The sequence below is a fragment of the Methylobacterium sp. J-026 genome (assembly GCF_022829585.1).
Taxonomy (GTDB): domain Bacteria; phylum Pseudomonadota; class Alphaproteobacteria; order Rhizobiales; family Beijerinckiaceae; genus Methylobacterium.
On record NZ_JAKSYC010000138.1, the window covers coordinates 48763 to 74482 of the forward strand.

Here is a 25720-nt window from a genome sequence, read left to right on the forward strand (position 1 = left end):
CGCGGGTCCAGAGCATGTTCGAAGGCCTGTCCGACCGCCTCTCCGGCATCCTCTCCGGGCTCACCCGCCGGGGTGCGCTCACCGAGGTCGACGTCACCGCCGCCATGCGCGAGGTGCGCCGCGCCCTGCTGGAGGCCGACGTCGCCCTCGAAGTGGTGCGAAGCTTCACCGACAAGGTGCGCGAGAAGGCGGTCGGCGCCGTCGTGCTCAAGTCGGTGACGCCCGGCCAGATGGTCGTGAAGATCGTCAACGACGAGCTCGTGGCCATGCTCGGCACCGACGCCGAGACCCTGGACCTCAACGCCCCCGCCCCGGTGCCGATCCTGATGGTCGGCCTCCAGGGTTCGGGCAAGACCACCACCGCCGCCAAGATCGCCCGGCGGCTCACCGAGCGTGAGAAGCGCAAGGTGCTGCTCGCCTCCCTCGACACCCGCCGCCCGGCCGCCATGGAGCAGCTGGCGGTGCTGGCAAAGCAAGTGGGCGTCGAGAGCCTTCCGATCATCGCCGGCCAGTCGGCGGTGCAGATCGCCAAGCGCGCCCTGGATGCCGCGCGGCTCGGCGGCTTCGACGTGGTGATGCTCGACACCGCCGGCCGCACCACGGTGGACGAGGCCCTGATGGCCGAGGCCGCCGAAGTGAAGGCCGCCACGAGACCCCACGAGGTGCTGCTCGTCGCCGACGCGCTCACCGGCCAGGACGCGGTCAACACCGCCCGGGCCTTCGACGAGCGGCTCGGCGTCACCGGCATCGTGCTGACCCGCATGGACGGCGATTCCCGCGGCGGCGCGGCCCTGTCGATGCGCGCCGTCACCGGCAAGCCGATCAAGCTCGTCGGCGTCGGCGAGAAGGTCGACGCGCTGGAGGAGTTCCACCCGGCCCGGGTGGCCAACCGCATCCTCGGCATGGGCGACATCGTCTCCCTCGTCGAGAAGGCCGCCGAGACCATCGACCACGAGCAGGCGCTCCGCACCGCGGAGAAGATGCGCAAGGGCAAGTTCGACCTGGAGGATCTCTCCATGCAGCTCGGCCAGATGGAGAAGATGGGCGGCATCGGCGGCCTGATGGGCATGCTGCCCGGCATGGGCGCGATCAAGAAGCAGGTCGAGGGCGCCAACCTCGACGAGAAGATGTTCAAGCGCCAGCGCGCCATCATCTCGTCGATGACCCCGCAGGAGCGCAAGAACCCCGATCTCCTCAAGAACAGCCGCAAGAAGCGCATCGCGGCGGGGTCGGGGGTCGACGTCTCGGAGATCAACAAGCTCCTGAAGATGCACCGGACCATGGCCGACATGATGAAGGCGATGGGCTCCGGCAAGCGCGGGATCGGGCAGGCGCTCGGCTCGATGTTCGGCCTGGGCGGGGGCGGCATGGGCGGCGGCATGCCCGGCCTTCCCCCCGGCATGCCGGAGCCGACGCCGGAGCAGATCGCGCAGATCGAGAAGCAGTTCGGCGGCAAGCTGCCGCCGATGCCGCCGGGCCTGGGCGGGGGCGGGATGCCCAAGATGCCGGGGCTCCCGGGCCTGGGCGGTCCGAAGCTTCCGGGTCTCGGCGGGTTCATGCCGGGGAAGAAGAAATGAACGTGCTCGCGGCGCAGGCCGTCGATCCCGAACTCGCGCGCCTGCGCGACAGCATCGACAATTTCGATGCGGCGCTGATCCATCTCCTCGCCGAGCGCTTCCGCTGCACGCAGCGGGTCGGCGAGCTCAAGGCCCGAAAGGGGATCCCCCCTTCCGATCCGGACCGGGAGGCCCGTCAGGTCGCCCGGCTCCGCACGCTCGCGGTCGAGGCCAAGCTCGACCCCGATTTCGCCGAGAAGTTTCTGGCCTTCGTGGTCAAGGAAGTCATCCGGCACCACCAGTCGATCGCGGCGACGCACGAGTCGGCGACCGACACCGAGAGAAAGTCGTAAGAAAATGGCCCTGAAGATCCGGCTCACCCGCGGCGGCGCCAAGAAGCGCCCCTATTACCGCATCGTCGTCGCCGACGCCCGCGCCCCCCGCGACGGCCGCTTCATCGACAAGGTCGGCGCCTACGACCCGATGAAGGCCAAGGACGATCCGGCCCGGATCGTGCTCGACAACGAGAAGATCCAGGGCTGGCTCGCCAAGGGCGCGCAGCCGACCGACCGGGTCCTGCGCTTCCTCGACCAGGCCGGCCTCGCCAAGCGTCCGACCCGCAACAACCCGCAGAAGGCCGAGCCCGGCGACAAGGCCAAGGAGCGCGCCGCCAAGCGCGCCGAGAAGGCCGCCGCCCCCGCCGAGGACGCCGCCGCTTAAGGGCCGCATCATGGCGCGCCGCCCCGCAGGTCCCTCCCCCCGCGACGGCGGCCGCCGCGGCCGCGCGGCCGTCGGCGCCATCGCGCCCGACGCCGCGACCTCGCCCAAGGCGCCGGCCCCGAAGCCGGCCCCGCCGCCCGACCCGAGCCTCGTCCTGCTGGGCGAGTTCGGGCGGGCGCACGGGCTCAACGGCGAGGTCCGCCTCAAATCCTACACCGCCGACCCGCTGGCGATCGCCGGCTACGGCGCCCTGATGACGGCGGATGGGCGCAGCCTGTCGCTCGCCGAGGTGCGCCTTGCGCCGGGCTCCTCGCCCGACATGCTGATCGCCCGGGTGACGGGCGTCTCCGGCCGCAGCGCCGCGGAGGCGTTGAACCGCCTCGCCCTGTTCGTCCCCCGCGATCGGCTCGCTGCCCCCGGGGACGACGAGGTCTACGCCGCCGACCTGATCGGCGCCACGGCCGTGGACGAGGCCGGGACGGAGATCGGCACGATCGTGGCCGTGCCGAATTACGGCGGCGGCGATCTGCTCGAACTGCGCCCCCCCGGCGGAGGCCCCACGGCGCTGCTGCCGTTCACGAAGGCCTTCGTGCCGCACCTCGACGTGGCGCAGCGCCGCGTCACCGTGCTGGCGCCGGAGGATCTGTTCGCGCCGCCGGGGGTGAAGCCGACCGACGATCCGGGCTGAGCATTCGAGGCCTCCGCTTCGCTCCGGCTCGTCAGGATGAGGGGGATGGTTTTCCCTCGGCGAACCGGAGGGATGCCCTACGGCGCCGCCACCGCGGCCCGGGCGATCACCAGCGGTTCCGCGCTCATCGCCAGCGGCCCGTCGAAGGGGCGCTCGTGCAGGGCGATCAGGCCGAGGGTGGTCACCATCGCCAGCGAGAAGGTCGTCAGCACCGTCGCCTGGGCGGCCGGGTGCTCCGTGTGGACGAGCCCGAGGGCCACCAGGGTCAGCGCCGCCAGGATTAGGAGGGTCAGCCACTTGGTTCCGTCGCTGGCGGTCTGGCTGAGCGCCAGCCGTTCGCCGCGATCGCCCCGCAGGGCCATGGCGGCGCCGACCAGCGCGGTGTGGGTGGGCGCGCCCGCCTCCGCGGTGATCTTCGGGTCGGACACCGCCTCCAGGAGGCGCCGCAACCCGACCCCGGCCTCCGGGGCGTAGCCGCCCTCGCTCATCCGCGGCCATTCCCGCTCGATCACCGCGTCGAGATAGCCGACGAGGGCCGCCCGGATGTTGCGCATGTCGGAGGCCGAGGCGAGGCTGAGATCGTAGAGCGCCAGGGCGTCGGCGCGTTCGGCCTGGAGGGCGCGGGCGGCCGAGCGCTGGCGCTCCCAGGCATCGTTGGCCACGAAGCCCGTGAGCAGGGCCAGCAGGGTCGCGAGCGCGGTGAAGTAGGTCGGCACCATGCCGGCGCCGAGGCGGCGCATCATCGGACGCGTCCGGCGCAGATGCGACAGCCCGTACAGGAGCGCGCTGAGGAGGCCGAACGACAGGGCCAGCACCGCGAAGATCGCCCAGAGCGGTTGATCGAGCCAGAGTCCGAGGAGCATGCGGCGGCCTGCAGCGTGGGCGACGAGCCGCGATGCTGACAACCTTGGGCTGAGAAACCGTGAAGGTCGGCGCCGATTCACAGGCGTTACCGCCGGGTCGCCCCGTCCCGGCAGGGGTGGATCGCCTCCGGCGCCGGCCGCTGCTCGGGCGCGGGTGCGGCGAACACCGCGAGGTAGGCTCCGCCCTTCAGCGGGTGGAAGCCGGTCTCCCGGTAACCCGCGGCCTTGAGCTCGCAGCGCAGGAGCGCCGGCGGTGTGCCGTGGCGGGAGGGGATGTCATCGGCGTCCACGATGCCGACGCGACCGCCCGGGCGCATCGCCGAAGCGAGGTTGTGGAGCAGGCCGAAGGGCTGGGTGATCTCGTGGTACATGTGCACGAGGATCGCCGCGTCGACGGCGTTCGGGGGCAGGCGCGGATCGTGCGGCTCGCCCTGCACCACGGTGACGTTGGACAGATCCTTCACCCGGGTTTCCAGGGCGGCGAGGTACTCCGGGGTGACGTCCTCAGCGAGCACGCGGCCGCCCGGGCCGACCCGGGGGCTCAGCCGGACCACGTAGTAGCCGCTGCCGGCACCGATATCCGCCACCGTCTCGCCGGGCACGATGCCCATTCCCCTGGCGACCTGATCGAACTCGCCCGCCTTGTCGCGCTCGGCCTCCGCGGACCAGCGGGGCGCGACGATCTCGGCCACCGGCCGGTCGGGCTTCGGGAACGCCTCCGCGGGCGCGCCTGGAGGAGCCAGCGGTCCGGCCGCGAGGGCCGGTCCGGCGAGGACGAGGGAGAGAAGGGCCGCCACGCGCATCATGGCCGACAACCCACCGCGGGCGGATCGGTGCCCGGGCCGTTGACCGTGCCGCACCCCGCGCGCGATCAAGCGCCATGACGCGCGCGGACACGCCCTGGCGGGCCACGATCCTGACCCTCTACCCGGAGATGTTCCCCGGGCCCCTCGGCGTCTCGCTCTCGGGCGACGCGCTCGCCCGGGGCACCTGGAGCCTGGAGGCCCGCAACATCCGAGAGCACGGGCTCGGCCGCCACCGGGCGGTGGACGATACGCCCGCCGGCGGGGGCGCCGGCATGGTGCTGCGCTGCGACGTGCTGGCCGCCGCCATCGACGCCGCGAGCCCGGCCAACGACCCGCGCCCGCGCCTGCTGATGTCCCCCCGCGGCCGGCCGCTGACCCAGGCTCGCGTGCGCGACCTCGCCGCGGGGCCGGGGGCGCTGATCGTCTGCGGCCGGTTCGAGGGGGTCGACGAGCGCGTCATCGCCGGGCGCGGCCTGGAGGAGGTCTCGATCGGCGATTACGTGCTCTCGGGGGGCGAGATCGCCGCCCTGGTGGTCCTCGATGCCTGCGTCCGGCTCCTGCCCGGGGTGATGGGCAAGGTCGCATCCGGCGTCGAGGAGAGCTTCGAGGGCGGGCTCCTCGAATACCCGCACTATACGCGGCCCCGGGACTGGGAGGGCCGGCCGATCCCCGACGTGCTGTCCGGGGGCAACCACGGCGCCATCGCCCGCTGGCGGCGGGCGGAGGCCGAGCGCATCACCGCCGAGCGCCGCCCGGACCTGCGCGGCACCGGCGCGCCGGATCAGGCCACCTCGAGGTCGATCACCGGGCCGTCGCGATCGTGATCCAGCGGATCGCGCCGCAGCGGCTGGCGCAGCGGCCGCCGGAGATGGCTCGGAAGCGCGACATGGGCCGTTAAGGCTCCAATAACCACAAGCAGAGCAGACCAGACCGCCAGTATCGCGGCGCTGTGGATGGACATGGGCGTACCTCGAACACAACACGGCACGCTGTTAAGGCTAATGCCCGTGGCTTAATCGACGGTTCCACGCCTGTCCGCGGAGAGTCCCGGCCGGGGGCAGGCAGCGAAGATCGCTGGCCCGGCGGGCGCTTGCAAGACAGACGCTTTGGGCGCATGCGCGAGCGCGGGAGGCGCCGCCCCGCCGCGGAGCATCCCCTGCAAGGATGGATTGCGATGACCAGCCGCCCCGCGCAGCGCCCGCGCGTGCCCCATTTCTCCTCCGGCCCCTGCGCCAAGCGCCCCGGCTGGACCCCCGCCGCCCTCGCCGACGCCGCCCTCGGCCGCTCGCATCGCTCGGCCCTCGGCAAGGCCAAGCTCGGCCGGGCCATCGACTTGACGCGGTCGGTCCTGCAGGTGCCCGCCGATTACCGCATCGGGATCGTGCCGGCCTCGGACACCGGCGCCGTCGAGATGGCGATGTGGACGATGCTGGGGCCGAGGCCGGTCGAGGTCGCCGCCTGGGAGGCCTTCGGCAAGGAGTGGGTCACCGACGCGCTGAAGCAGCTCAAGATCGATCCGCGCATCCACCAGACGCCCTACGGCGTCCTGCCGGATCTCGCGGCGATCGACACGCAAGGCAGCGACGTGGTCTTCACCTGGAACGGCACCGCGGCCGGCGTGAAGGTGCCCGACGGCGACTGGATCGCCGCCGGCCGTGCCGGGCTGACGATCTGTGACGCCACCTCGGCGGCCTTCGCGCAGCCGCTCCCCTGGGACAAGCTCGATGTCGTCACCTTCTCCTGGCAGAAGGTGATGGGCGGCGAGGCGGCGCACGGCATGCTGGTGCTCTCGCCCCGGGCGGTCGCGCGCCTGGAGGGCCACACGCCGGCCTGGCCGCTGCCGAAGGTCTTCCGCCTCACCAAGGATGGGAAGCTGATCGAGGGCATCTTCAAGGGCGACACGATCAACACGCCGTCCATGCTGGCGGTCGAGGATTACCTCGACACCCTCGACTGGGCGGTGCGGATCGGCGGCCTGCCGGCGCTCCATGCCCGGGCGGACGCGAATGCCAAAATCATCTACGATTGGGTGGCGCGCACGCCCTGGATCGCACCGCTGGCGGTCGATCCGGCGACCTACTCGAACACCGGCGTCTGCCTGGTGATGGCCGATCCGGACGTGCTCGCCCGGGGCGACGCGGCGGTCTCGGCCTTCGCGGCCGGGATGGTCGAGCGCCTCGACCGGGAGGGCGTCGCCCTCGACATCGGCGCCTACCGCGACGCCCCGGCGGGCCTGCGGATCTGGTGCGGCGCCACGGTGGAGACGGCGGATCTCGAAGCGCTGACGCCCTGGCTCGACTGGGCCTTCGCCGAGGAGAAGGCGGCGCTGGCCAAAGCGGCGTAGGACCGTTCGCTTTGCCGTACCAACCGGGGTCGCGGATACGCGACCCCGTATTCGAGAGGGTCTTGTCGCGTCCCTCGATTCGCGCGATGCCTGGGCGCGCTTCAGGAACCTCGCCATGACACGCCACGCCGTCGTCCGCTGTGCCTGGGATCCGGACGCGGCGGTCTGGTACGTCTCCGAAAGTGACGTCCCGGGCCTCGCTACGGAAGCCGAGTCGCTTGAGGGACTCAGGCGCAAGCTCCCGGGGATGATTCAAGATCTGCTGGAAGACCTGCAGGACGGGGATCTCGACGTTGACCTCATCGCCTACGCGCATGATCGTGTGCGCGTCGGGGCGGCGTGACAGATTATACGCCCGATCTCTAGAACCTGCTCCGTGCCAGCGGTTACCGATTCTTCCGCATGGGTCGCGGCGACCGTGAGATCTGGCAGCACGCGGAGACCGGCCGCAAGGTCGTCGTCGATGGCAGCATCAAATCCCGTCATACGGCAAACGGCGTCCTGAAGCAGGCCGGCCTTCCGAAGGCATTCTGAGAGCCTGTTCGACGAAGGCGGCGTATCCTGGCGCGTGCGCTGAAGGATCGGCCGCACCGCGATCGTACGGTCAAACACGTGCCTCCCCAAACAAAAAACCCCGGCCCACGCGGAGCCGGGGTTTTCCTCTGGAGGACGCGGCCCCGCAGGGCCGCGCCGGTCGCTCTCAGTAGTTGTAGGCGCGCTCGCCGTGATCGGCGATGTCGAGCCCCTCGCGCTCCTCCTCCTGCGTCACCCGCAGGCCGATGGTCAGGTCGACCAGCTTGTAGAGGATCGCCGAGCCGACGCCCGACCACAGCAGGGTCAGGCCGACCGCTTCGGCCTGCACGATGAACTGGCTCATCATGTCGTAGGCGCCGACCACCATCTCGCCCGGCTTGGTGGAGTAGTCCGGGATGCCGACGCCGCCGAGGTTCGGATCGACCAGGATGCCCGTCGCCAGGGCGCCCAGGATGCCGCCGACGCAGTGCACGCCGAACACGTCGAGCGAGTCGTCGTAGCCGATGGCGTTCTTCACCGTGGAGCACATCACGAAGCAGACCACGCCGGCGACGAGGCCGAGCACGATCGAGCCCATCGGGCCGGCGAAGCCCGAGGCCGGGGTGACGGCCACGAGGCCGGCGATCGCCCCCGAGACCATGCCGAGCAGCGACGGCTTGCCCTTGAGCGCCCACTCGGCGAAAAGCCACGCCACCGCGGCCGCGCAGGTCGCCACGAAGGTGTTGAGCATCGCCAGCGCGGTGGTGCCGTTGGACTCGAGGTTCGAGCCGGCGTTGAAGCCGAACCAGCCGACCCAGAGCAGCGAGGCGCCGATCATCGTCATGGTCAGCGAGTGCGGGGCGAGCAGGTCGCGGCCGTAGCCGATCCGCTTGCCGAGCATCAGGCATCCGACGAAGCCCGCGATCCCGGCGTTGATGTGCACCACGGTGCCGCCGGCGAAGTCGAGGGCGCCCTTCTGGAAGAGGAAGCCGGCATCCTTGTTGACGGCGTCGAGGGCCGCCTGCGCGGTCGCCTTCGAGGCATCGTCGGTGGCGGCGGCCAGCGCCTTGGCGGCGTTGCCGACGGCATCCGGGCCGCCCCAGTACCAGACCATGTGGGCCATCGGGAAGTAGATGAGCGTGACCCAGAGGATCATGAACACCACCAGCGCCGAGAACTTCATCCGCTCGGCGAAGGCGCCGACGATCAGCGCCGGAGTGATCATCGCGAACGTCATCTGGAAGCAGATGTAGACGTATTCGGGGATCACGACGCCGTTGGAGAAGGTCGCCACGGTGGAGTTCGGGTCGACGCCCTTCAGGAACGCCTTCGAGAATCCGCCGACGAAGTCGTTGATGCCGGCGCCGTTGGTGAAGGCGAGGCTGTAGCCGTAGAACACCCACAGCAGGCCGACGATCGCCACGATGGCGAAGACCTGGGTCAGGACCGAGAGCATGTTCTTGGTGCGCACGAGGCCGCCGTAGAACAGGGCCAGGCCGGGAACGCTCATCATCAGCACCAGGGCCGAGGAGATCAGCATCCAGGCCGTGTCGCCCTTGTTGGGGATCGGGGACGGCGGCGGCGCCGCGGCTTCGGGTGTCGGCGTCTGTGCGAGGGACGGCTCGATCAGGATGGCGGCGATGGCCGCCCCTCCCAAGCCGAGCATGAGGGCGTGACGAAGTTTCATGGGCACGTGGCTCCCGGTCGTGATTCGTATCGTTTCAAGGAAGTCGGGGGTCTGCGGGCCCGGGCGCACCGGGCCGCGGATCAGAGGGCGTCGGCGTCGGTCTCGCCGGTCCGGATGCGCACCGCCTTCTCCAGCGGCATCACGAAGATCTTGCCGTCGCCGATCTGGCCGGTGCGGGCGGCCCCCGCGATGGCGTCGATGACGCTCGAGGTCAGATCCGAGGCGACGGCGACCTCGATCTTCAGCTTGGGCAGGAAGCTCACGGCATATTCGGCGCCGCGGTAGATCTCGGTATGGCCCTTCTGCCGGCCGTACCCCTTCACCTCCGTCACCGTCAGGCCGTGGACGCCGATTCCGGTGAGCGCGTCGCGCACCTCCTCGAGCTTGAACGGCTTGATGATGGCCATCACGATTTTCATGGGCGACGCCCCCTTCGCAGTCCGTGGGAACCGTTGCCGACGCCCGATCCGCGCGACGACCCGGCCGGGGTCGTCCGCAGGCTCGGGATGGCCCGCGGTTGAACGTCGCCATTCAAGGACTATGCCACGCAAGCTTGGCCGGGAACCTTTCCGCCCCGGCCATTTCTGCCCATGGATTAGCCGCCGCGGATCAGATCACGCGCAGCCGCCGGCGCCGAAATGCACATCAAGCGGGCAATTTGCCCCACGTACGTGCATGATTCCGTGCCGTTGCCGGACACGGGCAACGCGGCATCTTAATCCGCGTGGGGACGGATAAGCCCCTCCTGCGCGACCGAGGCCACGAGATTTCCGGCGCGGTCGAAGATTTGGCCACGGGCGAATCCCCGGGCGCCGCCCGCCACAGGGCTGTCCTGCGCATAGAGCAGCCAATCGTCGATCCTGACCGGCCGGTGGAACCAGAGCGCGTGGTCGAGGCTCGCCGCCTGGATGGTGGGATCGAAGACCGAACGCCCGTGCGGGATCAGCGACACGTCGAGCAGGGTCATGTCGGAGGCGTAGGCCAGCACGGCCCGGTGCAGGGCCGGATCGTCCGGCAGGGCGGCAGCGGCGCGCAGCCAGACGTTGAACACCGGCTCGGGCGGCAATCCGCCCCCCCCGGCGGGGACGTACCGGTTCAGGTCGACGGGACGCAGGGCGATCGGCCGCGCCCGGCCGAAATAGGCGGCGATCGCCTCCGGCATGCCGCTGCCGCCGGCCGCCGCGAGGGCCTGGCCGTCGAGGAGCCCCTCCGGCCCCGCCACCGCGGGCATCGCCGGCTGGTGGACGAAACCGTCCTCCGCCACCTGATAGGAGACCGTGGTGGCGAAGATCGCCCGCCCGCGCTGGATCGCCTTGACCCGGCGGGTGGTGAAACTCCGGCCGTCGCGGATGCGCTCGACCTCGTACACGATGGGCGTGCGGGGATCGCCGGGCAGCATGAAGTAGGCGTGGAGCGAGTGAACCGGGCGGTCGTCCGGCACCGTCCGGGTGGCGGCGACCAGCGCCTGCGCCACCACCTGGCCGCCGAAGACCCGCCGCCAGCCGGTCTTCGGGTTCTGACCGCGGAACAGGTCGGTCTCCAGCCGCTCCAGGTCGAGGATGGCGATCAGCTCTGCGACGGCATCGGTCATCGCGTCGGTGTTGGCGTCGGTCATGACCCGCGGGGTTTCCGTTCGTTGTGCGCGTGCGACATAGGCCTTTCGGACGAACCAATCCACGCGTCCCGCCCGCGGGATGCACACCGGAGATCCGCCCCATGACGGCCGAGACGCCCCGCCCCGGAAGCCGCAGCCTCCTGATCGCCGGCGGCGGCCTGCCCAGCCTCGCCCTGGCGCTGGCCCTCAAGCAGGCCCACGGCCCGGCTTTGGCCGTGACGGTGATCGATCCGGGGGCCGCCGATCCGGCCCGGCACCGCGGCCGCGCCTACGCGGTGGCGGCGGGCGGCCGGCGGATGCTGGAGCGGCTCGGCGTCTGGGACCGGGTCTCGGTCGCGGCCGAGCCGATCACCGAGATGGTGATCAGCGACAGCCGCCTGGCCGACCCGGTGCGGCCCACTTTCCTCACCTTCGGCCGGGAGGCGGGGGACGACCGGGACGACGGCGCGCCCTTCGCCCATATGGTCGAGGCCGAGCCGCTGGCCGCGGCCCTGGCGGAGGCCTGCCGGGCCACGGGGGTGGGCTTCGTCACCGCTGGGGTCGAGCGCGCGGTGCCGGACGGCGCGGCGATCCGTGCGGCGCTGACGACCGGCGACAGCCTGCGGGGCGACCTGCTGGTGGCCGCCGACGGCGCGCGCTCGCGCCTGCGAGAGGCCGCGCGGATCGGCTGGGTCGGCTGGTCCTACCCGCAGGTCGGCATCGTGGCGACCATCGGCCATGCCCGGCCGCACGGGGGACGCGCGGTCGAGCATTTCCTGCCCTCGGGCCCCTTCGCGATCCTGCCGCTGCGGGACGGAGGGACCCTGGGCCATCGCTCCTCCATCGTCTGGACCGAACGGTCCGACGAAGCCGACGCTCTGCTGTCGGGGGAGCCCGACGAGGTGCTGGCCGAGATCGAGCGCCGCTTCACCCTGGATCTCGGGGCCCTCGCGCTGGAACACGGGCCGAGCCGGCACCCGCTGGCCTTCGGCCTCGCCCGGGCCTACCGCGCCGAGCGCCTCGCCCTGCTGGGCGACGCCGCCCACGTGATCCATCCGATCGCCGGGCAGGGACTCAATCTCGGCCTCGCCGATGCCGCCGCGCTGGCCGAGGCGGTGACCGGTGCGCTGCGCCTCGGCCTCGACCCCGGCGGTCCCGACGTGCTGCGCGCCTACGAGCGCGCCCGGCGCTTCGACAGCTTCGCCATGGCGGCGGCCACCGATGGGCTGAACCGGCTGTTCTCGAACGACGCGCTGCCGCTGCGGATCGCCCGCGACCTCGGCCTCGGCATCGTGGACCGGCTGCCGGGGCTCAAGCGGTTCTTCATCGGCGAGGCCGCCGCCGCCCGCGGCTCGCGGCCGCGGCTGATGCGGGGGGACGGGCTGTAGGGGGCGACACGCCGGTGCGGATGCGTGCCGTTCGGATGCATCGTCCGGTCGAGGGACGGGGCAGTCCGGAGCCGGCGGGCGCCCTCCCCCCTCTGCGGGCGCGGGTGGCCCCTGCCTCAGCAGGGGTCGGGCCGGAACGTCGTCCCGCAAGAGGGGAACCCGGCTTCCGAAGAAGGCAGTGCAGATGTGACGGCTTGCGCCCTATCCTGCACCGTCGCTCCCCTCTCCCGACCCCCTTCGGGGGCCACCCTCCCCCGCAGAGGGGGGAGGGAGAGGCGCGGGTTTGGCCGTTGCGTGCATCCGTGCGCCTCGTCACTCAGAGAGCATCGGTCAGGCCGCCGCCTCCGCCCGGCGCTCCGTGATCCAGCGCGTCGCCTCGGCCCGGGGGGCGACCACGTCGATGTCGGTGCGCAGCTGCGGGCTGTAGGCCGGATCCTCCGCCAGCACGTCGTTCCAGCGGCGCAGGAAGCGCGCGATCTGCGGGCCCGGGGCGAAGCTCGCCTGCCGCGAGGCGCTCTCGTGATGCGCCATCTCGGCGAACGGCGTGTAGACGATCCGGTAGCCGAGCTGGCGCAGCTTCAGGCACAGGTCGACGTCGTTAAAGTCGAGGGCGAAGTCCGCGTCGAACCCGTTGACCGCCTCCAGCACCGCCTTGCGCGTGGCGAAGAGCGCGCCGGTCACCGCCGAACAGTCGCGCTGGGTGAGCGCCCAGTCGCCATAGGTCGGCTCGGCCGCATCCCGGTTGTACCAGGGATGGGCGAAGACATCGAAGATGCCGCCGGTCATGCCGGCGTGCTGCAGATTACCGTTCGGGAACAGCAGCCGGCCGCCGACGCCGCCGACGCCGCGGTCCAGGGCGAAGGTCAGGAGCGCCTCGATCCAGCCCGGCCGGCGCACCACCAGGTCATCGTTCATGAGGATGACGAGGTCGGTCTCGGCGGCCCGCCAGAGCAGGTTCATCTTGGCGGCGTAGTTGAACGGCTCCCCCGGCGCCCGGGTCGTGAGCAGGCGGGTCACCCGGAAGCGGTCGTTGCGACCGCGGTAGATCGCGTCGTTGTCCGTATCGTCGCCGATCAGCACATGGATCCGGTCGGCCGGGTAGGTGCTGCGGCCGAGGCTGTCGAGGAGGTTGATCACGTGCGGCTTGGCACCGTCCAGCACCCGGCCGTCATCGTCCTTCGGACGGCTCTGGTTGGTCGGCACCACGAGGGTGACGGCCGGCCGCGCGTCGAGGCTCCGGCGGATCTCCAGCGTGTCGGGCGTCAGCCCCGGGGTCGCGCGCAGGGGCACGCCGGTCGTCTCGAACCAGCGGTCCAGGGCGTGGCCGCGGGCCGTGCGGGTCGCCTTCGGGCGCTCCAGCGGCGAGGCGATCAGCGTCTCGGGGATGCGGTCGATCCCGATCCCCGCGGAGATCGCCCCGAGCAGGAACCGGAACCAGGCGGCGCTGCCGTGGCGCAGGCCGAATTCGGGGCCGATTCCCGTCAGGACCGAGGCGCGGATCAGGAGCGGGAAGCCGATATAGTCGTCGGCCATCAGCAGGGCCGGGTTGAAGGCCGGCTTGCAATGGACGCTCCGGACCTGACCCGCACCGTCCACCACGGCGTCGTCGCCGTAGAAGATGCCGATATCGGGCCGCGCCGCCATCGCGGCCGTGAGATGCGCCACGAGGGCGGGGTGCAGCTCGGAGGCCGCGGGCGCTACGAACAGAGCCCGGCAGGCCGGCAATTGCCCGGCGGCAACCTGGCCGAGCCGGCGCTCGTCGACGGGGCGGAACTGCGCGTCGAGGGGCAGCGGCAGGATCGCGTCCGGCCACGGACACGCCCCCCAGGAGGCCGACGGGGCCGGGACCGGTTTCTTCTTCAGCAAGGGTCGCGTCTCCGGGGCGTCAGGAACGTTCGGCGGCGAGGAGACGCGACAGGCTCGCCTCCATGGCGGAGGCCACCGCGGCGATGGACAGCCGCGCGCGGATGCGCGCCCGGGCAGCGGCACCGATCCGCGCCGCATCCCCGCTCGCCACGGCCCGGGCGGCGTCGGTGAGCGCCCGGGCGAGGTCGGCCTCGTCCACTTGGCCCCACTCGGCGCCGCGCAGGTACGGACCGTAGGTCCGGTCCAGGGCGGCGATCTCGGCCTTCACGGGGAAGCCGCAGGTCGCGTCGAGGAAGTCGCGGCTGCCGCCGTAATCGGTGGCGACCACGACTTTGCCCATCTCCATCGCCTCGGCGATCGTCAGGCCGAACCCCTCGGACGAGTGCGACGAGGCGTAGACCGCGCAGAGTTCGAACAGGGCGCCGAGTTCGTTCTGGGAGAGGGGCTGGTCGATCACCACCACGTCCCCGGTCCTGCCCACGAGGTCGAGGAGCTTCCTGCCCTCCTCGGGCAGGTCGAAGACGTGCTTGGTCTTGAGCACGAGCTGCCAGCCCGCCTGCCCCAGCCCGGCCGCCCGGAAGGCCCGGATCAGGGCATGCGGGTTCTTGCGGGCGAGGTAACTCGATCCGTCGAAGGCGTAGAGGATGACCTTCTTGGTGGCATCGATGGCGAAGGCCTTGCGCAGGTTGGACTTGGCGGCGGCGCTGGCCGGCTCGCCGGCCTCGTTCTCGACCACGTAGGGGACGACATCGACCGGGATGTCGGTGATCTGCCGGAAGATCGCCGCGCAAAATTCCGTGGGCGCCCAGATCGCGTCGAGCCCGTCCACGGTGGGGAGCCAGCCCCCGGGCACGTGGGAGGTTTCCCAGACGAACAGCCCGACCTTCAGCCGCGCCTGCGCGGCGATGGCCTGCTGCCGGTCGCTCATCAGGGAATGCCAGCTGTCGCCGTTGAAATGCACCAGGGCGACGTCGGCCGGGCCCGAGAAGGTCCGGGCCTGCCAGGCCGGCGCCACCCGGGCGTGGACGTGGAACGGCCGCTCCATCGGGTGGACGTTCAGGGCGAAGGGGGCCCGGTGCAGAGCGCGGGCGTAGCTGCGGGCCGCGACGCCGAGCCCGTTGGCGTAGTTCATCGGCGAGACGAAGGCGACGCGCAGGGGCCGGTCCGGCGCCTGGGGGCTGCGCAGGTCGGCCCAGATCTTCGCGCCCGGATACGTGTAGGTCACATCGAGCCGGTCGAGGTCGAAGCCGCGCTCGGCGATCGCCTCCCGCACGGCCGCGCCGCCGATCGCGGCGTGCTCGCCCAGGAGCGAGCGCTTCACGAACGGGAAGCCCTGCGCCAGCATGTTCTCCCAGTCGAACAGGGTGCGGTTGTTGCGCGGGTCGTTGACCAGCGACATGTGCTTGTTCTGCGCCGAGAACAGGCTGCGCATCCCGAGCCCCGCCGCCCGCATCCGTCCGGAGAAGGTCAGCTCGTACTCGGTGATGACCGCGTTCTTGTCCGGCCAGTTCGCCACCGCCTGGAGGAAGCGGTTGAACGCATAGGACGACAGGCAGCGCCGCTTCAGGGCCAGGAAGAAGCTCTGCAGGTGGTGACTGTAGTAGAAATTGTCGGCGAGCCCGATCACCGCCTCCGGGAAGGCGTCGATCTTGGCCAGCAGCCCGGTGAAGTCGCCGCGGTCGAGGGGGCCGACGAGGCTGTCATTGGCGAGGTACAGGGTCTCGCAATCGAGCAGGTCGACATCCTCCAGCAGGACATGCGCCCAGGCGGCGAAGTCGAAGCCCCGGTTCTCGCGCAGGTAGACAGAGGCGCAGAGGTCCAGGATCGCCTGCGGCACGGCGTTCTTGTGCTGGTCGGCCGCGATGATCAGGACGATGTCGATACCGTTCTGCGCGAAGGCCTCGAGATAGGGCTCGACATGCCCCCGGATCCGGCCCTCGGGGGCGTGGGTGATGAACAGGGCGGTGCGGTCGTGCCGGCGCGGTTCCCGCTTCAGGCAGGACAGGCGGGACTCGGCGGCTTCCGGCACGGCGGCCTCGGCGACCCGGCGGGTCAGGCGCCCGGCCTCAAGGCCGGTGGTGACGTAATCCACGAGCGGGTTGAGCCCAAGGGCCGCCACCTTCGGATAGCGGGCGCGGTACCAGGGCGCGTCGAAGCGCGGCGACGGGCTGGTAGTGCGGCCGCCATCGGCGAGGAAGTGGACCAGCGGGTTCGGCCCGGCCGGATCGTCGGCGAGATGAGTCTTCGTGTACCAGCGCGTGTCGAACCAGGGGCCCGGATCGAGCCCCTCGGCGGCGCCGTGTTCCAGGTAATGCACCAGGGGGTTGAGGCTGTCGGCCCGCACCGCGGCGGATTGGGCGGCGTACCAGTCCGGATCGAACAGCGGGTGCGGCGCGTGGCGGCGGTAGCCGCCGGCCATCACGTAATGCTCCAGCGGCTCGAGCCCGCTGGTCTCGGCCTCCGGGCAGCGCCCGCGGTAGAAGGCGGCATCGAACAGGCCGGACCGGCGGATCAGGTCGACATGCCGCGACAGGCCGGCGAATTCCTCCGGGTTGCGCAGGTAGCCCTGCTTCCGGCCGGTCTCGTAGAAGTGGCTCAGGGCATTGCCGCCGGCCGCGCGGGCATCCGGATAGCGGGACAGGTACCAGGCGCTGTCGAACAGCGGCGATGGGTCGGTGTCGGTCCGGCCCAGGAAGTCGAGGAACGCCCGGCCGCGCTGCCCGGCGCCGCCGAGATAGCGCTCGGCGTACCAGTCGGGATCGAACAGCGGGTTCGGGCGGATCCCCGCCGCGGCGCCGCGGTCGAGGTAATGGAGCACCGGGTTGATGCCCTCCGCCCGCAGCCCCGGGACGGAATCGAGGTAGAGGTCGCCGTGGAACAGCGGGTGCGGCCAGCGTCCCTCGCGACCGCCATGGACCGCGTAGTGGAGCGCGGGGTCGAGCCCCTCGCCGACCACGTCGGGGTAGCGCCGGGCGTACCAGGCCGGGTCGAACAGGCCGGATTCCTTCACCGCGCGGATGAGATCCGCCTGCCGGGGCTCGGTGCGGCGGCGGCGCTTCAGCCGCCGGGTCAGCGGACGCGCGAGGGTTTGCGCCGCCCCGGCGAGGCCGGCTTTCTCCGACGATCCGGCGACGAACACATCTCGAAAACGCATGGTCAGGTCCGGATACGCGGGAAGCCCGCAAAGCTGCCCACGCCGCGATCCGCGAGAGACATCAGAGGGTTCGGCCGGCGGTCGCAGGCACGACCGTCCCGGCATGCGCGCCTTCCTAATGGTCCGGGCCGCCCGCGCCAAGGGCGGGGTCCGGTGCCGTCCCGGTCGCGGATCGGGGTGGATCGGCGCCGAAGGCGGGCGCCCCGTGCCGGAACGCGTGCTAGGGGAGACCCATCGGGCACGCCGCGCGACACGATCGGGCGCGCTCGCACGCCAAAATCCAAGCCGTGACCCATCAAGCCGTGACCCATGGAGTCGACCGTATGAGCGAACGCATCATCCTCCGCGCCGGCGAGGCGCTCGTGGCGGGCGGGCCGCCCAACACCGCCTCCGAACCGGAGGTCATCATCGGCGAGCTCGACGGGCCGGTCGGCACCGCGATCGCGACGCTGACCGGCGATCAGGTCGTCGGCCACAGCCGGGTCTTCGCGCTGCTCAACACCGACATCATGGTCCGGCCGGTGACGCTCTGCGTGTCCAAGGTGAGCGTCACCGAGAGCAAGTACACCTCGATCCTGATGGGCACGGTCCAGTTCGCCATCGCCAACGGCGTGCTCGACGCGGTGCGGGCGGGCTACATCCCCAAGGAGAAGGCCAACGATCTCGGCATCATCTGCTCGGTCTGGCTGAGCCCGGGGGTGATCCAGGCCGAGACGGTCGATCACAAGGCGCTGTTCGAGATCCAGCGCAGGGGCATGACCGAGGCGATCCGCAAGGCCATGACCAACGAGCCGTCGATCGACTGGCTGCTGGAGAACCAGGACAAGATCGTGCACAAGTATTACACGATGGGTCTTGAGGGGAAGATCTGATTATTTCAGCGCAAAGATCTCCCGGAACCGTTGGCCGCAAACCGGGCACGACCTCCGCGGATCCGCCGGGCGCCGCGTGAGGCCCCCGCGCGCCGCGTGAGGCCGCCGCGGAGGCGTCGCCATGGCGCAACGATGGCGGCGTCTCCGAGCCCGTCACTTCTCGCGCCCCCGGATCTCCCCGCGAATCACCGTGCGGCGATCCCGACCTTGCCAGCCCGGTGCGAACGGCCCCACATTGGCCGGATGACCGGTGGGGTCCCGCGGGACTCCGGGGGCAGGAGATGGACATCGGCATGACGCAGGGGATCAGCCCGGCCACCACCCTCGACGACGGTATCGTCGCCACCGCGGAGAGCTGCCTCGCCGCCGTCGGCGCGGCCCGGGACGCGATCCACGGGGTGATCTTCGGGCAGGAGAAGGTCGTCGACCTCGCCCTCGTGACCATCCTGGCCGGCGGCCACGGTCTGCTGGTCGGCCTGCCCGGCCTCGCCAAGACCAAGCTCGTCGAGACGCTGGGCACCGTGCTCGGCCTCGACGCGCGGCGGGTGCAGTTCACCCCGGACCTGATGCCCTCCGATATCCTCGGCACCGAGATTCTCGAGGAGGATGCCGACCGCCGCCGCGCCTTCCGGTTCGTGCAGGGACCGGTCTTCACCCAGCTCCTGATGGCCGACGAGATCAACCGGGCGAGCCCCCGCACGCAATCGGCCCTGCTCCAGGCGATGCAGGAGGGCCACGTCTCCGTGGCCGGCGCCCGCCACGACCTGCCGCGGCCGTTCCACGTGCTCGCCACCCAGAACCCGATCGAGCAGGAGGGCACCTACCCGCTGCCCGAGGCCCAGCTCGACCGGTTCCTGCTGGAGATCGACGTCGGCTATCCCGATCGCGCCGCCGAGCGCCGGATCCTGATCGAGACCACCGGCGCGGACGAGGTGCGCCCGCGGGCCGTGATGTCCACCGAGCAGTTGCTCACCGCCCAGCGCCTCGTGCGCCGGCTGCCCATGGGCGAGGCCGTGGTCGAGGCGATCCTCGACCTCGTGCGCGCCGCCCGGCCCGAGGGCGGCGCCGCGCTGGTCAAGGACAAGCTCCTCTGGGGGCCCGGCCCCCGCGCCAGCCAGGCGCTGACGCTCGCCGCCCGCGCCCGGGCACTGATCGAGGGCCGGGTCGCTCCCTCGGTGGCCGACGTGAAGGCCCTGGCCGAGCCGGTGCTTAAGCACCGGATGGCCCTGAGCTACACCGCCCGCGCCGACGGCGAGACCATCGAGGGCCTGATCGGCAAGCTCGCGGAGACGATCTGACCTTGGTCGCCACCCACGCCCTCGACGCAGGCAGGCGCATTCCCGGCCGGCGCGAGAGCGAGGGCGCGACGGCGCTCTCGGACAAGATGCCCCGCCTCGTCCTGGAGGCGCGGCGCGTGTCGAGCCTGCTGGCCCACGGCCTGCACGGCCGTCGCCGGGCGGGACCCGGCGAGAGCTTCTGGCAGTTCCGCCCCTTCGTCACCGGGGAGGCCGCCGCGCGGGTCGACTGGCGGCGCTCCGCCCGGGACGACCGGCTCTACGTGCGCGAGCGCGAATGGGAGGCGGCCCACAATATCTGGCTGTGGATGGACCGCTCCGCCTCCATGGGCTTCTGTTCGGACCTGGCGTCGGCGCCCAAGGTCGAGCGTGCGCTCATCCTCGGTCTGGCGCTGGCCGACGCCTTCGTGGAGGGCGGCGAGCGGGTCGGGCTCCTGGGGCTGACCCGGGCCACCGCGTCCCGGGGGATCGTCGAGCGGATGGCGCAGTCCCTCGTGGCCGACAAGGCCGGCCTGACCCAGGATCTGCCGCCGCAGGCCCATCCCGCCCGGTTCGACGAGGTCGTGCTGATCGGCGACTTCCTGACGGAGCCCGACCGGATCGCCGCCTCGGTCCAGAGCCTCGCCGGCCGCGGCAGCCGCGGGCATCTGCTCATGATCGTCGACCCGATCGAGGAGACGTTCCCGTTCACCGGCCAGGCCGTCCTGCACGACCTCGAAGGCGGCCTCAGCCTCGATATCGGCGATGCCGATGCCTGGGGTGCGCGCTACCGCGCCCGGATCGCCGCGCACCGGGCGGCGCTGGCCGCCATCACCCGCGGCCAGGGCTGGACCCTGACGATCCACCGCACCGACCGGCCGGCGAGCGAGGCGGCCCTGCGGCTCGCCACGCTGATCGCCGCCCGCGGCCCGGAGTGAGGGCGCCATGCTGGGTCTGACCTTCGCCGCCCCGCTGGCGCTCGCCGCCCTGATCGGCCTGCCGGCCCTGTGGTTCCTGCTGCGGGTGACCCCGCCGCGGCCCCGGCGGATCGAGTTCCCGCCGCTCAAGCTCGTAGCCGACCTGATCCCGCAGCGGCAGAATCCGGCGCGCACGCCGCCCTGGCTGCTGCTGCTGCGTCTGCTGATCGCCGCGGCCCTGATCCTGGCGGTGGCCGGGCCGGTCTGGAATGCCGGGGGCGTCGGCGCCGGGGGCGGGCGCAGCGCGCTCCTCGTACTCCTCGACAACGGCTTCCCCGCCGCCCACGATTGGCGCGACCGGCTGCGGGTCGCCACCGATGCCGTGGAGGGCGCGGCCCGGGACGGCCGGCCCGTGGCGGTGATCGGCCTCGCCGACGCTCCGGCGACTTTCGAGGCGAGGACCCCGGCCGCCGCCCTGGAGCGCCTGCGCGCCCTGGCGCCCCGCCCGATCCTGCCCGTCCGCGACGCGCATCTCGCGACGATCGAGACCTTCCTGGGCAAGAACCGGGGCGCCGGCCTCGTCTGGATCAGCGACGGCGTCGCCGGAGCCGCCGACGAGCGCTTCGCCAAGGGCCTCGCCGACCTCATCGGCGGCAACGGTGCGGCGCTGACGATCCTGCGGGCCGACCGGCCCCCGGCGCTGGCGCTCACCGCCACCGAGAATGCCGGCACCCTCGTCGCCCACGCCCTGCGGGCGGCGCCGAACGGGCACGACACCGGCGTGATCCGGGCGCTCGACCAGAAGGGCCTGCCCCTCGCCGAGCGCGACTTCGCCTTCGCGGCCGACGCCACCGAAGCACAGGCCGCCTTCGAGATGCCGGTGGAGCTGCGCAACAGCATCAGCCGTCTGGAGATAGCCGGCGAGCGCTCGGCTGGCGCGGTGGTGTTGCAGGACGAGCGCGGCAAGCGGCGGCGGGTCGGCCTGGTCTTCGGCGGCACCCTCGACCAGGCCCAGCCCCTGCTGGCGCCGACCTACTACCTCGCCCGGGCGCTCCAGCCCTTCGCGGACGTGCAGGAGCCCCGCGGCGCCAAGGGTACGGCGGAGTCGATCAACCAGCTCCTCGACAATCAGGTCTCGGTGCTCGTCCTCGCGGATGTCGGCGCCCTGGACGACAAGACCACGGCCCGGATCGAGAGCTTCGTGAAGGCGGGGGGCATGCTGCTGCGCTTCGCCGGCCCGCGCCTGGCCGCTGGCAACGATCCGCTCGTGCCGGTGCGGCTGCGCCGGGGCGGCCGGACTCTCGGCGGGACGCTCTCCTGGGACAGCCCCAAGACCCTGGCGCCGTTCCCGCCCGAGAGCCCCTTTGCCGGCCTCAAGCCGCCGGCCGATATCGGTGTGCGCCGCCAGATCCTGGCCGAGCCGGACGGCGATCTGCCGAACCGCACCTGGGCCTCGCTCCAGGACGGCACGCCGATCGTCACCGCGCAGAAGCGCGGCCAGGGGACGATCGTGCTGTTCCACGTCACCGCCGACACGACGTGGTCGAACCTGCCGCTCTCGGGCCTGTTCATCGACATGCTCCGGCGGGTGGTCGCGCTCGCCGGCGCCGCGACGCCGATCCCGGGCGAGGCGCCGCGGGCGGCCGCCCCGGTCCTGGCCCCCCGGGTGACGCTGGACGGGTTCGGCGCGCTGGGCTCGCCACCCGCCTCGGCCACGGCGGTGGCGGCCGACTTTGCCGACCGGGCGAACCCGGAGCATCCGCCGGGCTTCTACGGCCCGCCGGACGGAGGAATCAGCGTGAACGCCCTGAAACCGGACGATCGGCTGAAACCCCTCGACGCCGTCGCCCTCGATGGGGCCCGCACCGGCTCCCTCGCCGGGGCCGAGACCGTCGATCTGCGCCCGAGCCTGTTCACCCTGGCGCTGCTGCTGCTGGCCCTCGACACCGTGGCGGGGCTGTGGCTTGGCGGGTTCCTGAGCCGGAGCGGGCTGATCGGACGTCTGCGCGGACGCCCGGCGGTGCTGGCCTTCGCGGGCCTCCTCCTGATCGCGGCTCTGCCGATCCAGCCCGTGCGCGCCGAGGAGCCGCCGATCAACCGGCCGAACGGCATCGAATCGGCGCTGGTGACGCGCCTGGCCTACGTGATCACGGGCGATGCCGCCGTCGACGAGGCGAGCCGCACCGGCCTCACCGGCCTTACCCAGATGCTGGCCTCGCGCACCGCCCTGGAACCCGGCGAGCCCGCAGGGATCGATCCGGCCAAGGACGAGCTGGCCTTCTACCCGCTGATCTACTGGCCGATCGCGCCGTCTCGGCCGCAGCCCTCGGAGACGACGATCCGCAAGATCGACGCGTTCATGCGCAACGGGGGCACCGTGCTGTTCGACACCCGCGACGCGCTCACGGCCCGGCCCGGCGGGCCGCCCTCCCCGGAGGCCGCCTACCTGCGCAAGATGCTGGCGACGCTCGAGGTGCCCGAACTGGAGCCGGTGCCCCTCGACCACGTGCTGACCAAGGCGTTCTACCTCGTGGACAGCTTCCCCGGCCGCTACGCCACCGGCCAGACCTGGGTGGAGGCCCTGCCGCCGGCCGCCGAGGGTGCCGAGCGCCGCCCGGCCCGGGCCGGCGACGGGGTCAGCCCGATCATCATCACCGGCAACGACCTCGCCGCAGCCTGGGCGGTGGGCCGGGGTGGGGAGCCGCTTTACCCGGTGGTCGGCGGCGACCAGCGGCAGCGCGAGATGGCGTTCCGGGGCGGCGTCAACATCGTGATGTACACGCTCACCGGCAACTACAAGGCGGACCAAGTCCACGTGCCCGCGCTGCTGGAGCGGCTGGGGCAGTGATTTTTTTTCATGACGAGAAGCGCAACGCCGCTCCCCCTCCCCCCTCTGTGGGGGAGGGTGGCCCCCGGAGGGGGTCGGGAGAGGGGCAGCGCGACGTCTCAGGATCTGACGCCCGTCGCGACTTCTTCGGCACCGTCGCTCCCCTCTCCCGACCCGGCCTGACGGCCGGCCCACCCGCCCCCGCAGAGGGGGGAGGGAGACGCCGCATCACGGATCCGGAGCGCTCCGCCCCATGCTGAGCCTCAGCTTCACACCCCTCCTGCCCTGGCCGGCCATCGCCGTGCTGGGCGTCGTCGTGGCCGTCCTGGCGGTGTTCGCCGTCCTGGCGCGGGGGCGGACCGCCCTGCTCCGCGTCCTCGTCCTCGCCCTGGTGCTGGCGGCGCTGACCAACCCCGCGCTCGTGCGCGAGGACCGGGAGCCGGTGAAGGACGTGGCCGCCATCGTGGTCGACCGGTCCGGGTCCCAGCAGCTCGGCGACCGGCCGCAGATGACCGACACGGTCCGGGCCGAGTTGCAGCGCCGCTTCGGGGCGCTCACCGACATCGAGCCCCGCTTCATCGACGTGCCCGACGCCAAGGACGGCGACGACGGCACCAAGCTGTTCACGGCGCTGGGCCAAGCCCTCGCCGATGTGCCCCCCGAGCGCCTCGCCGGGATCGTGATGCTCACCGACGGGGTGGTCCACGACATCCCCGCCTCCCTGGCGCAGCTCGGCATCAAGGCGCCGCTCCACGTCCTCGTCACCGGCCATCCGGACGAGCGCGACCGGCAGATCAAGCTGCTCGAAGCGCCCCGCTTCGGCATCGTCGGCAAGGACCTGACGATCCGCGCGGAGGTGATGGAGCGCGGCGGCACCGGCCATGCGGTGGTCACCATCCGCCGCGACGGCGAGGAGATCGGCCGGCGGGACGTCGCCACCGACAAGCCGTTCTCGCTGACCACCCGGATCGAGCATGGCGGCCCGAACGTGGTCGAGATCGAGGTCGAGCCGCTCCAGGGCGAACTGACCAACGTCAACAACCGCGCGGTCCTGCCGATCGAGGGCATCCGCGAGAAGCTGCGGGTGCTTCTCGTCTCCGGGGAGCCCCACCAGGGCGAGCGCACGTGGCGCAACCTGCTGAAATCCGACGCCAACGTCGATCTCGTCCACTTCACCATCCTGCGCCCGCCCGAGAAGCAGGACGGCACGCCGATCTCCGAACTCTCCCTGATCGCCTTCCCGACGCGCGAGCTGTTCGTCCAGAAGATCAAGGATTTCGACCTGATCATCTTCGACCGCTACGCCAACCAGAGCGTGCTGCCGCAGGCCTATTTCGACAACATCGTCCGCTACGTCCGGGAGGGCGGCGCCCTGCTCATCGCGGCCGGACCCGAATTCGCCGGGCCAGCGAGCCTCGCCCGCACCCGGCTCGCCGGCATCCTGCCGGGTGATCCGGACGGTCGGGTGGTCGAGAAGCCCTACAAGGCGACGCCGACCCCGATCGGCCAGCGCCACCCGGTGACCCGCGCCCTGCCAGGTTCGGACGCCAATCCGCCCGCCTGGGGCGATTGGCTGCGCATCGTCGAGGCGCGCACCCGGCCCGGGATCGAGCCGATCCTGTCGGGGGCCGAGGGCCTGCCGCTGCTGGCGCTCTCCCGGGAGGACAAGGGCCGCGTCGCCCTGCTCCTGTCCGACCATGCCTGGCTCTGGGCCCGGGGCTACCAGGAGGGCGGCCCCTATCTCGACCTGCTCCGCCGCCTCGGCCACTGGCTGATGAAGGAACCGGCCCTGGAGGAGGAGGCCCTGCGCGCCCAAACCACCGGCCGCGGCCGGGAGGTGCGGGTCGAGCGCCAGACCATGGCGGATCAGGCCGAGCCGGTCACCGTCACCGGACCCACCGGCAAGGTGACGACGCTGACGCTCAAGCCCCAGGAGCCGGGCCTGTTCAGCGCGACCTTCGAGGCCGAGTCCCTGGGGCTGCATACGCTCCGCTCCGGCACCCTCGTGGCCTTCGTCAGCGTCGGCCCGGCCAACCCGCGTGAACTCGCCGACGTGTTCAGCGACACCGAGCGACTGAAGGGCGTGGCGGAGGGCTCGGGCGGCTCGATCCGGCGCATCGCCGAGGCCGGGAGCGCCATCCAGGTGCCGCGCCTCGCCACCGTGCGCAGCGGCCGCCTCGCAGGGGGTGACTGGATCGGCTTCCGGCCGAGTGACAGCGCCAATATCCGCGGCGTCGAGGTCTATCCCCTGACGCTGGGACTGGCGGCGCTCGCCGCTCTGGCGGCAGCGGTGCTGGCCATGTGGCTGGTGGAGGGAAGGCGCGGGCGGGCAGCGTGAGAGGATCCGGCGCGGGATCCCCCTCCCCCCTCTGCGGGGGAGGGAGAAACCGCGCCTCCCGTGGCACCGAAGAGCGTGGCCAGCCTGGGTGAGCATCACGGGCGGATCGACGCCGCGACCCTCCAGCGCGCCGAGGGGGCGATCGTGTCCCGGGCTTTGTGGCGTGAGGGGAACGCGATGGCCGGGGCGGATTGGGAGACCGGCATCTTCGACTTCGCGGCGCGGGCGGCGGCTCTGCGGGGCTACTGGGAGGAGCGTCGACTAGGGAACGAGTGGAGGCTATAGTGGAAGACAGTGTGGGGCCTTGATCTGG

General features: G+C 71.9%; 22 protein-coding genes. 15 read left to right on the forward strand and 7 right to left on the reverse strand.

Translation table 11 applies throughout. The features are described 5' to 3' along the window. Window positions 1-14: 14 nt before the first annotated feature. From ffh to rimM, 4 genes are read left to right on the forward strand one after another with little or no spacing between them, the layout of a single operon-like run. Entirely contained in the window at window positions 15-1577 is a 1563-nt protein-coding gene (gene ffh, locus MKK69_RS13335; RefSeq protein ID WP_243968386.1) for a signal recognition particle protein, read from the forward strand. Then, window positions 1574-1909, forward strand: a complete 336-nt coding sequence (locus MKK69_RS13340; RefSeq protein ID WP_243968388.1) for a chorismate mutase — start codon at window positions 1574-1576, stop codon at window positions 1907-1909. Before ffh ends, MKK69_RS13340 begins: the two co-directional genes overlap by 4 nt. Window positions 1910-1913: 4 nt before the next feature. Next, the gene (rpsP, locus tag MKK69_RS13345) at window positions 1914-2276 is read left to right on the forward strand and encodes a 30S ribosomal protein S16 (RefSeq protein ID WP_243968389.1); all 363 of its coding nucleotides are present in this window, start codon (window positions 1914-1916) and stop codon (window positions 2274-2276) included. A gap of 10 nt (window positions 2277-2286) precedes the next feature. Then, a complete protein-coding gene (rimM, locus tag MKK69_RS13350; protein WP_243968391.1) occupies window positions 2287-2964 on the forward strand; it encodes a ribosome maturation factor RimM in 678 nt (225 codons plus the stop codon). 77 nt (window positions 2965-3041) lie between these two features. On the opposite strand, the gene MKK69_RS13355 is transcribed toward rimM, so the two are convergent. Both MKK69_RS13355 and MKK69_RS13360 read right to left on the reverse strand, forming a co-directional pair. After that, window positions 3042-3827 (reverse strand): DUF4239 domain-containing protein, encoded by a 786-nt coding sequence (locus MKK69_RS13355; protein WP_243968393.1) that lies wholly within the window; start codon window positions 3825-3827, stop codon window positions 3042-3044. A gap of 86 nt (window positions 3828-3913) precedes the next feature. After that, on the reverse strand, window positions 3914-4633 hold the full coding sequence (locus tag MKK69_RS13360) for a class I SAM-dependent methyltransferase (RefSeq protein ID WP_243968395.1): 720 nt from the start codon (window positions 4631-4633) through the stop codon (window positions 3914-3916). A 74-nt stretch (window positions 4634-4707) separates the two neighbouring features. Between MKK69_RS13360 and trmD the strand changes: the two genes are divergently transcribed. The 4 genes from trmD (at window position 4708) to MKK69_RS13380 (ending at window position 7511) form a co-directional block, all read left to right on the forward strand. Further along, a complete protein-coding gene (gene trmD, locus MKK69_RS13365; RefSeq protein WP_243968396.1) occupies window positions 4708-5457 on the forward strand; it encodes a tRNA (guanosine(37)-N1)-methyltransferase TrmD in 750 nt (249 codons plus the stop codon). A 350-nt stretch (window positions 5458-5807) separates the two neighbouring features. Continuing rightward, window positions 5808-6977: a phosphoserine transaminase gene (locus MKK69_RS13370; protein WP_243968398.1), complete on the forward strand. Its 1170-nt coding sequence runs from the start codon at window positions 5808-5810 to the stop codon at window positions 6975-6977. 115 nt (window positions 6978-7092) lie between these two features. Then, entirely contained in the window at window positions 7093-7320 is a 228-nt protein-coding gene (locus MKK69_RS13375) for a DUF1902 domain-containing protein (RefSeq protein ID WP_243968400.1), read from the forward strand. Between the two features lie 59 nt (window positions 7321-7379). After that, window positions 7380-7511: a type II toxin-antitoxin system HicA family toxin gene (locus MKK69_RS13380; protein WP_243968402.1), complete on the forward strand. Its 132-nt coding sequence runs from the start codon at window positions 7380-7382 to the stop codon at window positions 7509-7511. A 166-nt stretch (window positions 7512-7677) separates the two neighbouring features. On the opposite strand, the gene MKK69_RS13385 is transcribed toward MKK69_RS13380, so the two are convergent. The 3 genes from MKK69_RS13385 to tesB form a co-directional block, all read right to left on the reverse strand. Beyond that, window positions 7678-9177, reverse strand: a complete 1500-nt coding sequence (locus MKK69_RS13385) for an ammonium transporter (protein ID WP_243968403.1) — start codon at window positions 9175-9177, stop codon at window positions 7678-7680. 80 nt (window positions 9178-9257) lie between these two features. Next, entirely contained in the window at window positions 9258-9596 is a 339-nt protein-coding gene (locus tag MKK69_RS13390) for a P-II family nitrogen regulator (RefSeq protein WP_010683623.1), read from the reverse strand. Between the two features lie 296 nt (window positions 9597-9892). Further along, a complete protein-coding gene (gene tesB / locus MKK69_RS13395) occupies window positions 9893-10792 on the reverse strand; it encodes an acyl-CoA thioesterase II (protein ID WP_243968405.1) in 900 nt (299 codons plus the stop codon). Between the two features lie 101 nt (window positions 10793-10893). Between tesB and MKK69_RS13400 the strand changes: the two genes are divergently transcribed. After that, window positions 10894-12159 (forward strand): FAD-dependent monooxygenase, encoded by a 1266-nt coding sequence (locus MKK69_RS13400; protein ID WP_243968407.1) that lies wholly within the window; start codon window positions 10894-10896, stop codon window positions 12157-12159. A 330-nt stretch (window positions 12160-12489) separates the two neighbouring features. Here MKK69_RS13400 and MKK69_RS13405 read toward each other — a convergent pair whose 3' ends face one another. Then, a complete protein-coding gene (locus MKK69_RS13405) occupies window positions 12490-14025 on the reverse strand; it encodes a glycosyltransferase family 2 protein (protein WP_243968409.1) in 1536 nt (511 codons plus the stop codon). A 19-nt stretch (window positions 14026-14044) separates the two neighbouring features. Then, on the reverse strand, window positions 14045-17179 hold the full coding sequence (locus MKK69_RS13410; protein ID WP_243968411.1) for a rhamnan synthesis F family protein: 3135 nt from the start codon (window positions 17177-17179) through the stop codon (window positions 14045-14047). A 323-nt stretch (window positions 17180-17502) separates the two neighbouring features. On the opposite strand from MKK69_RS13410, the gene MKK69_RS13415 reads away from it, so the two are divergent. The 6 genes from MKK69_RS13415 to MKK69_RS13440 all read left to right on the forward strand — a co-directional run bounded on the left by MKK69_RS13415 (window position 17503) and on the right by MKK69_RS13440 (window position 25692). Beyond that, window positions 17503-18051, forward strand: a complete 549-nt coding sequence (locus tag MKK69_RS13415; protein ID WP_243968413.1) for a formaldehyde-activating enzyme — start codon at window positions 17503-17505, stop codon at window positions 18049-18051. Between the two features lie 293 nt (window positions 18052-18344). Beyond that, a complete protein-coding gene (locus MKK69_RS13420; RefSeq protein ID WP_243968415.1) occupies window positions 18345-19349 on the forward strand; it encodes an AAA family ATPase in 1005 nt (334 codons plus the stop codon). A 2-nt stretch (window positions 19350-19351) separates the two neighbouring features. Then, window positions 19352-20263, forward strand: coding sequence for a DUF58 domain-containing protein (locus tag MKK69_RS13425; protein WP_243968417.1), 912 nt, complete (start codon window positions 19352-19354; stop codon window positions 20261-20263). Window positions 20264-20270: 7 nt separating this feature from the next. Continuing rightward, complete coding sequence (locus MKK69_RS13430) at window positions 20271-23090, forward strand: DUF4159 domain-containing protein (protein WP_243968419.1); 2820 nt, start codon at window positions 20271-20273, stop codon at window positions 23088-23090. Between the two features lie 232 nt (window positions 23091-23322). Beyond that, window positions 23323-25407, forward strand: coding sequence for a hypothetical protein (locus MKK69_RS13435; protein ID WP_243968420.1), 2085 nt, complete (start codon window positions 23323-23325; stop codon window positions 25405-25407). Window positions 25408-25467: 60 nt separating this feature from the next. Next, window positions 25468-25692, forward strand: coding sequence for a hypothetical protein (locus MKK69_RS13440; RefSeq protein WP_243968422.1), 225 nt, complete (start codon window positions 25468-25470; stop codon window positions 25690-25692). The last annotated feature ends 28 nt before the right edge of the window (window positions 25693-25720 follow it).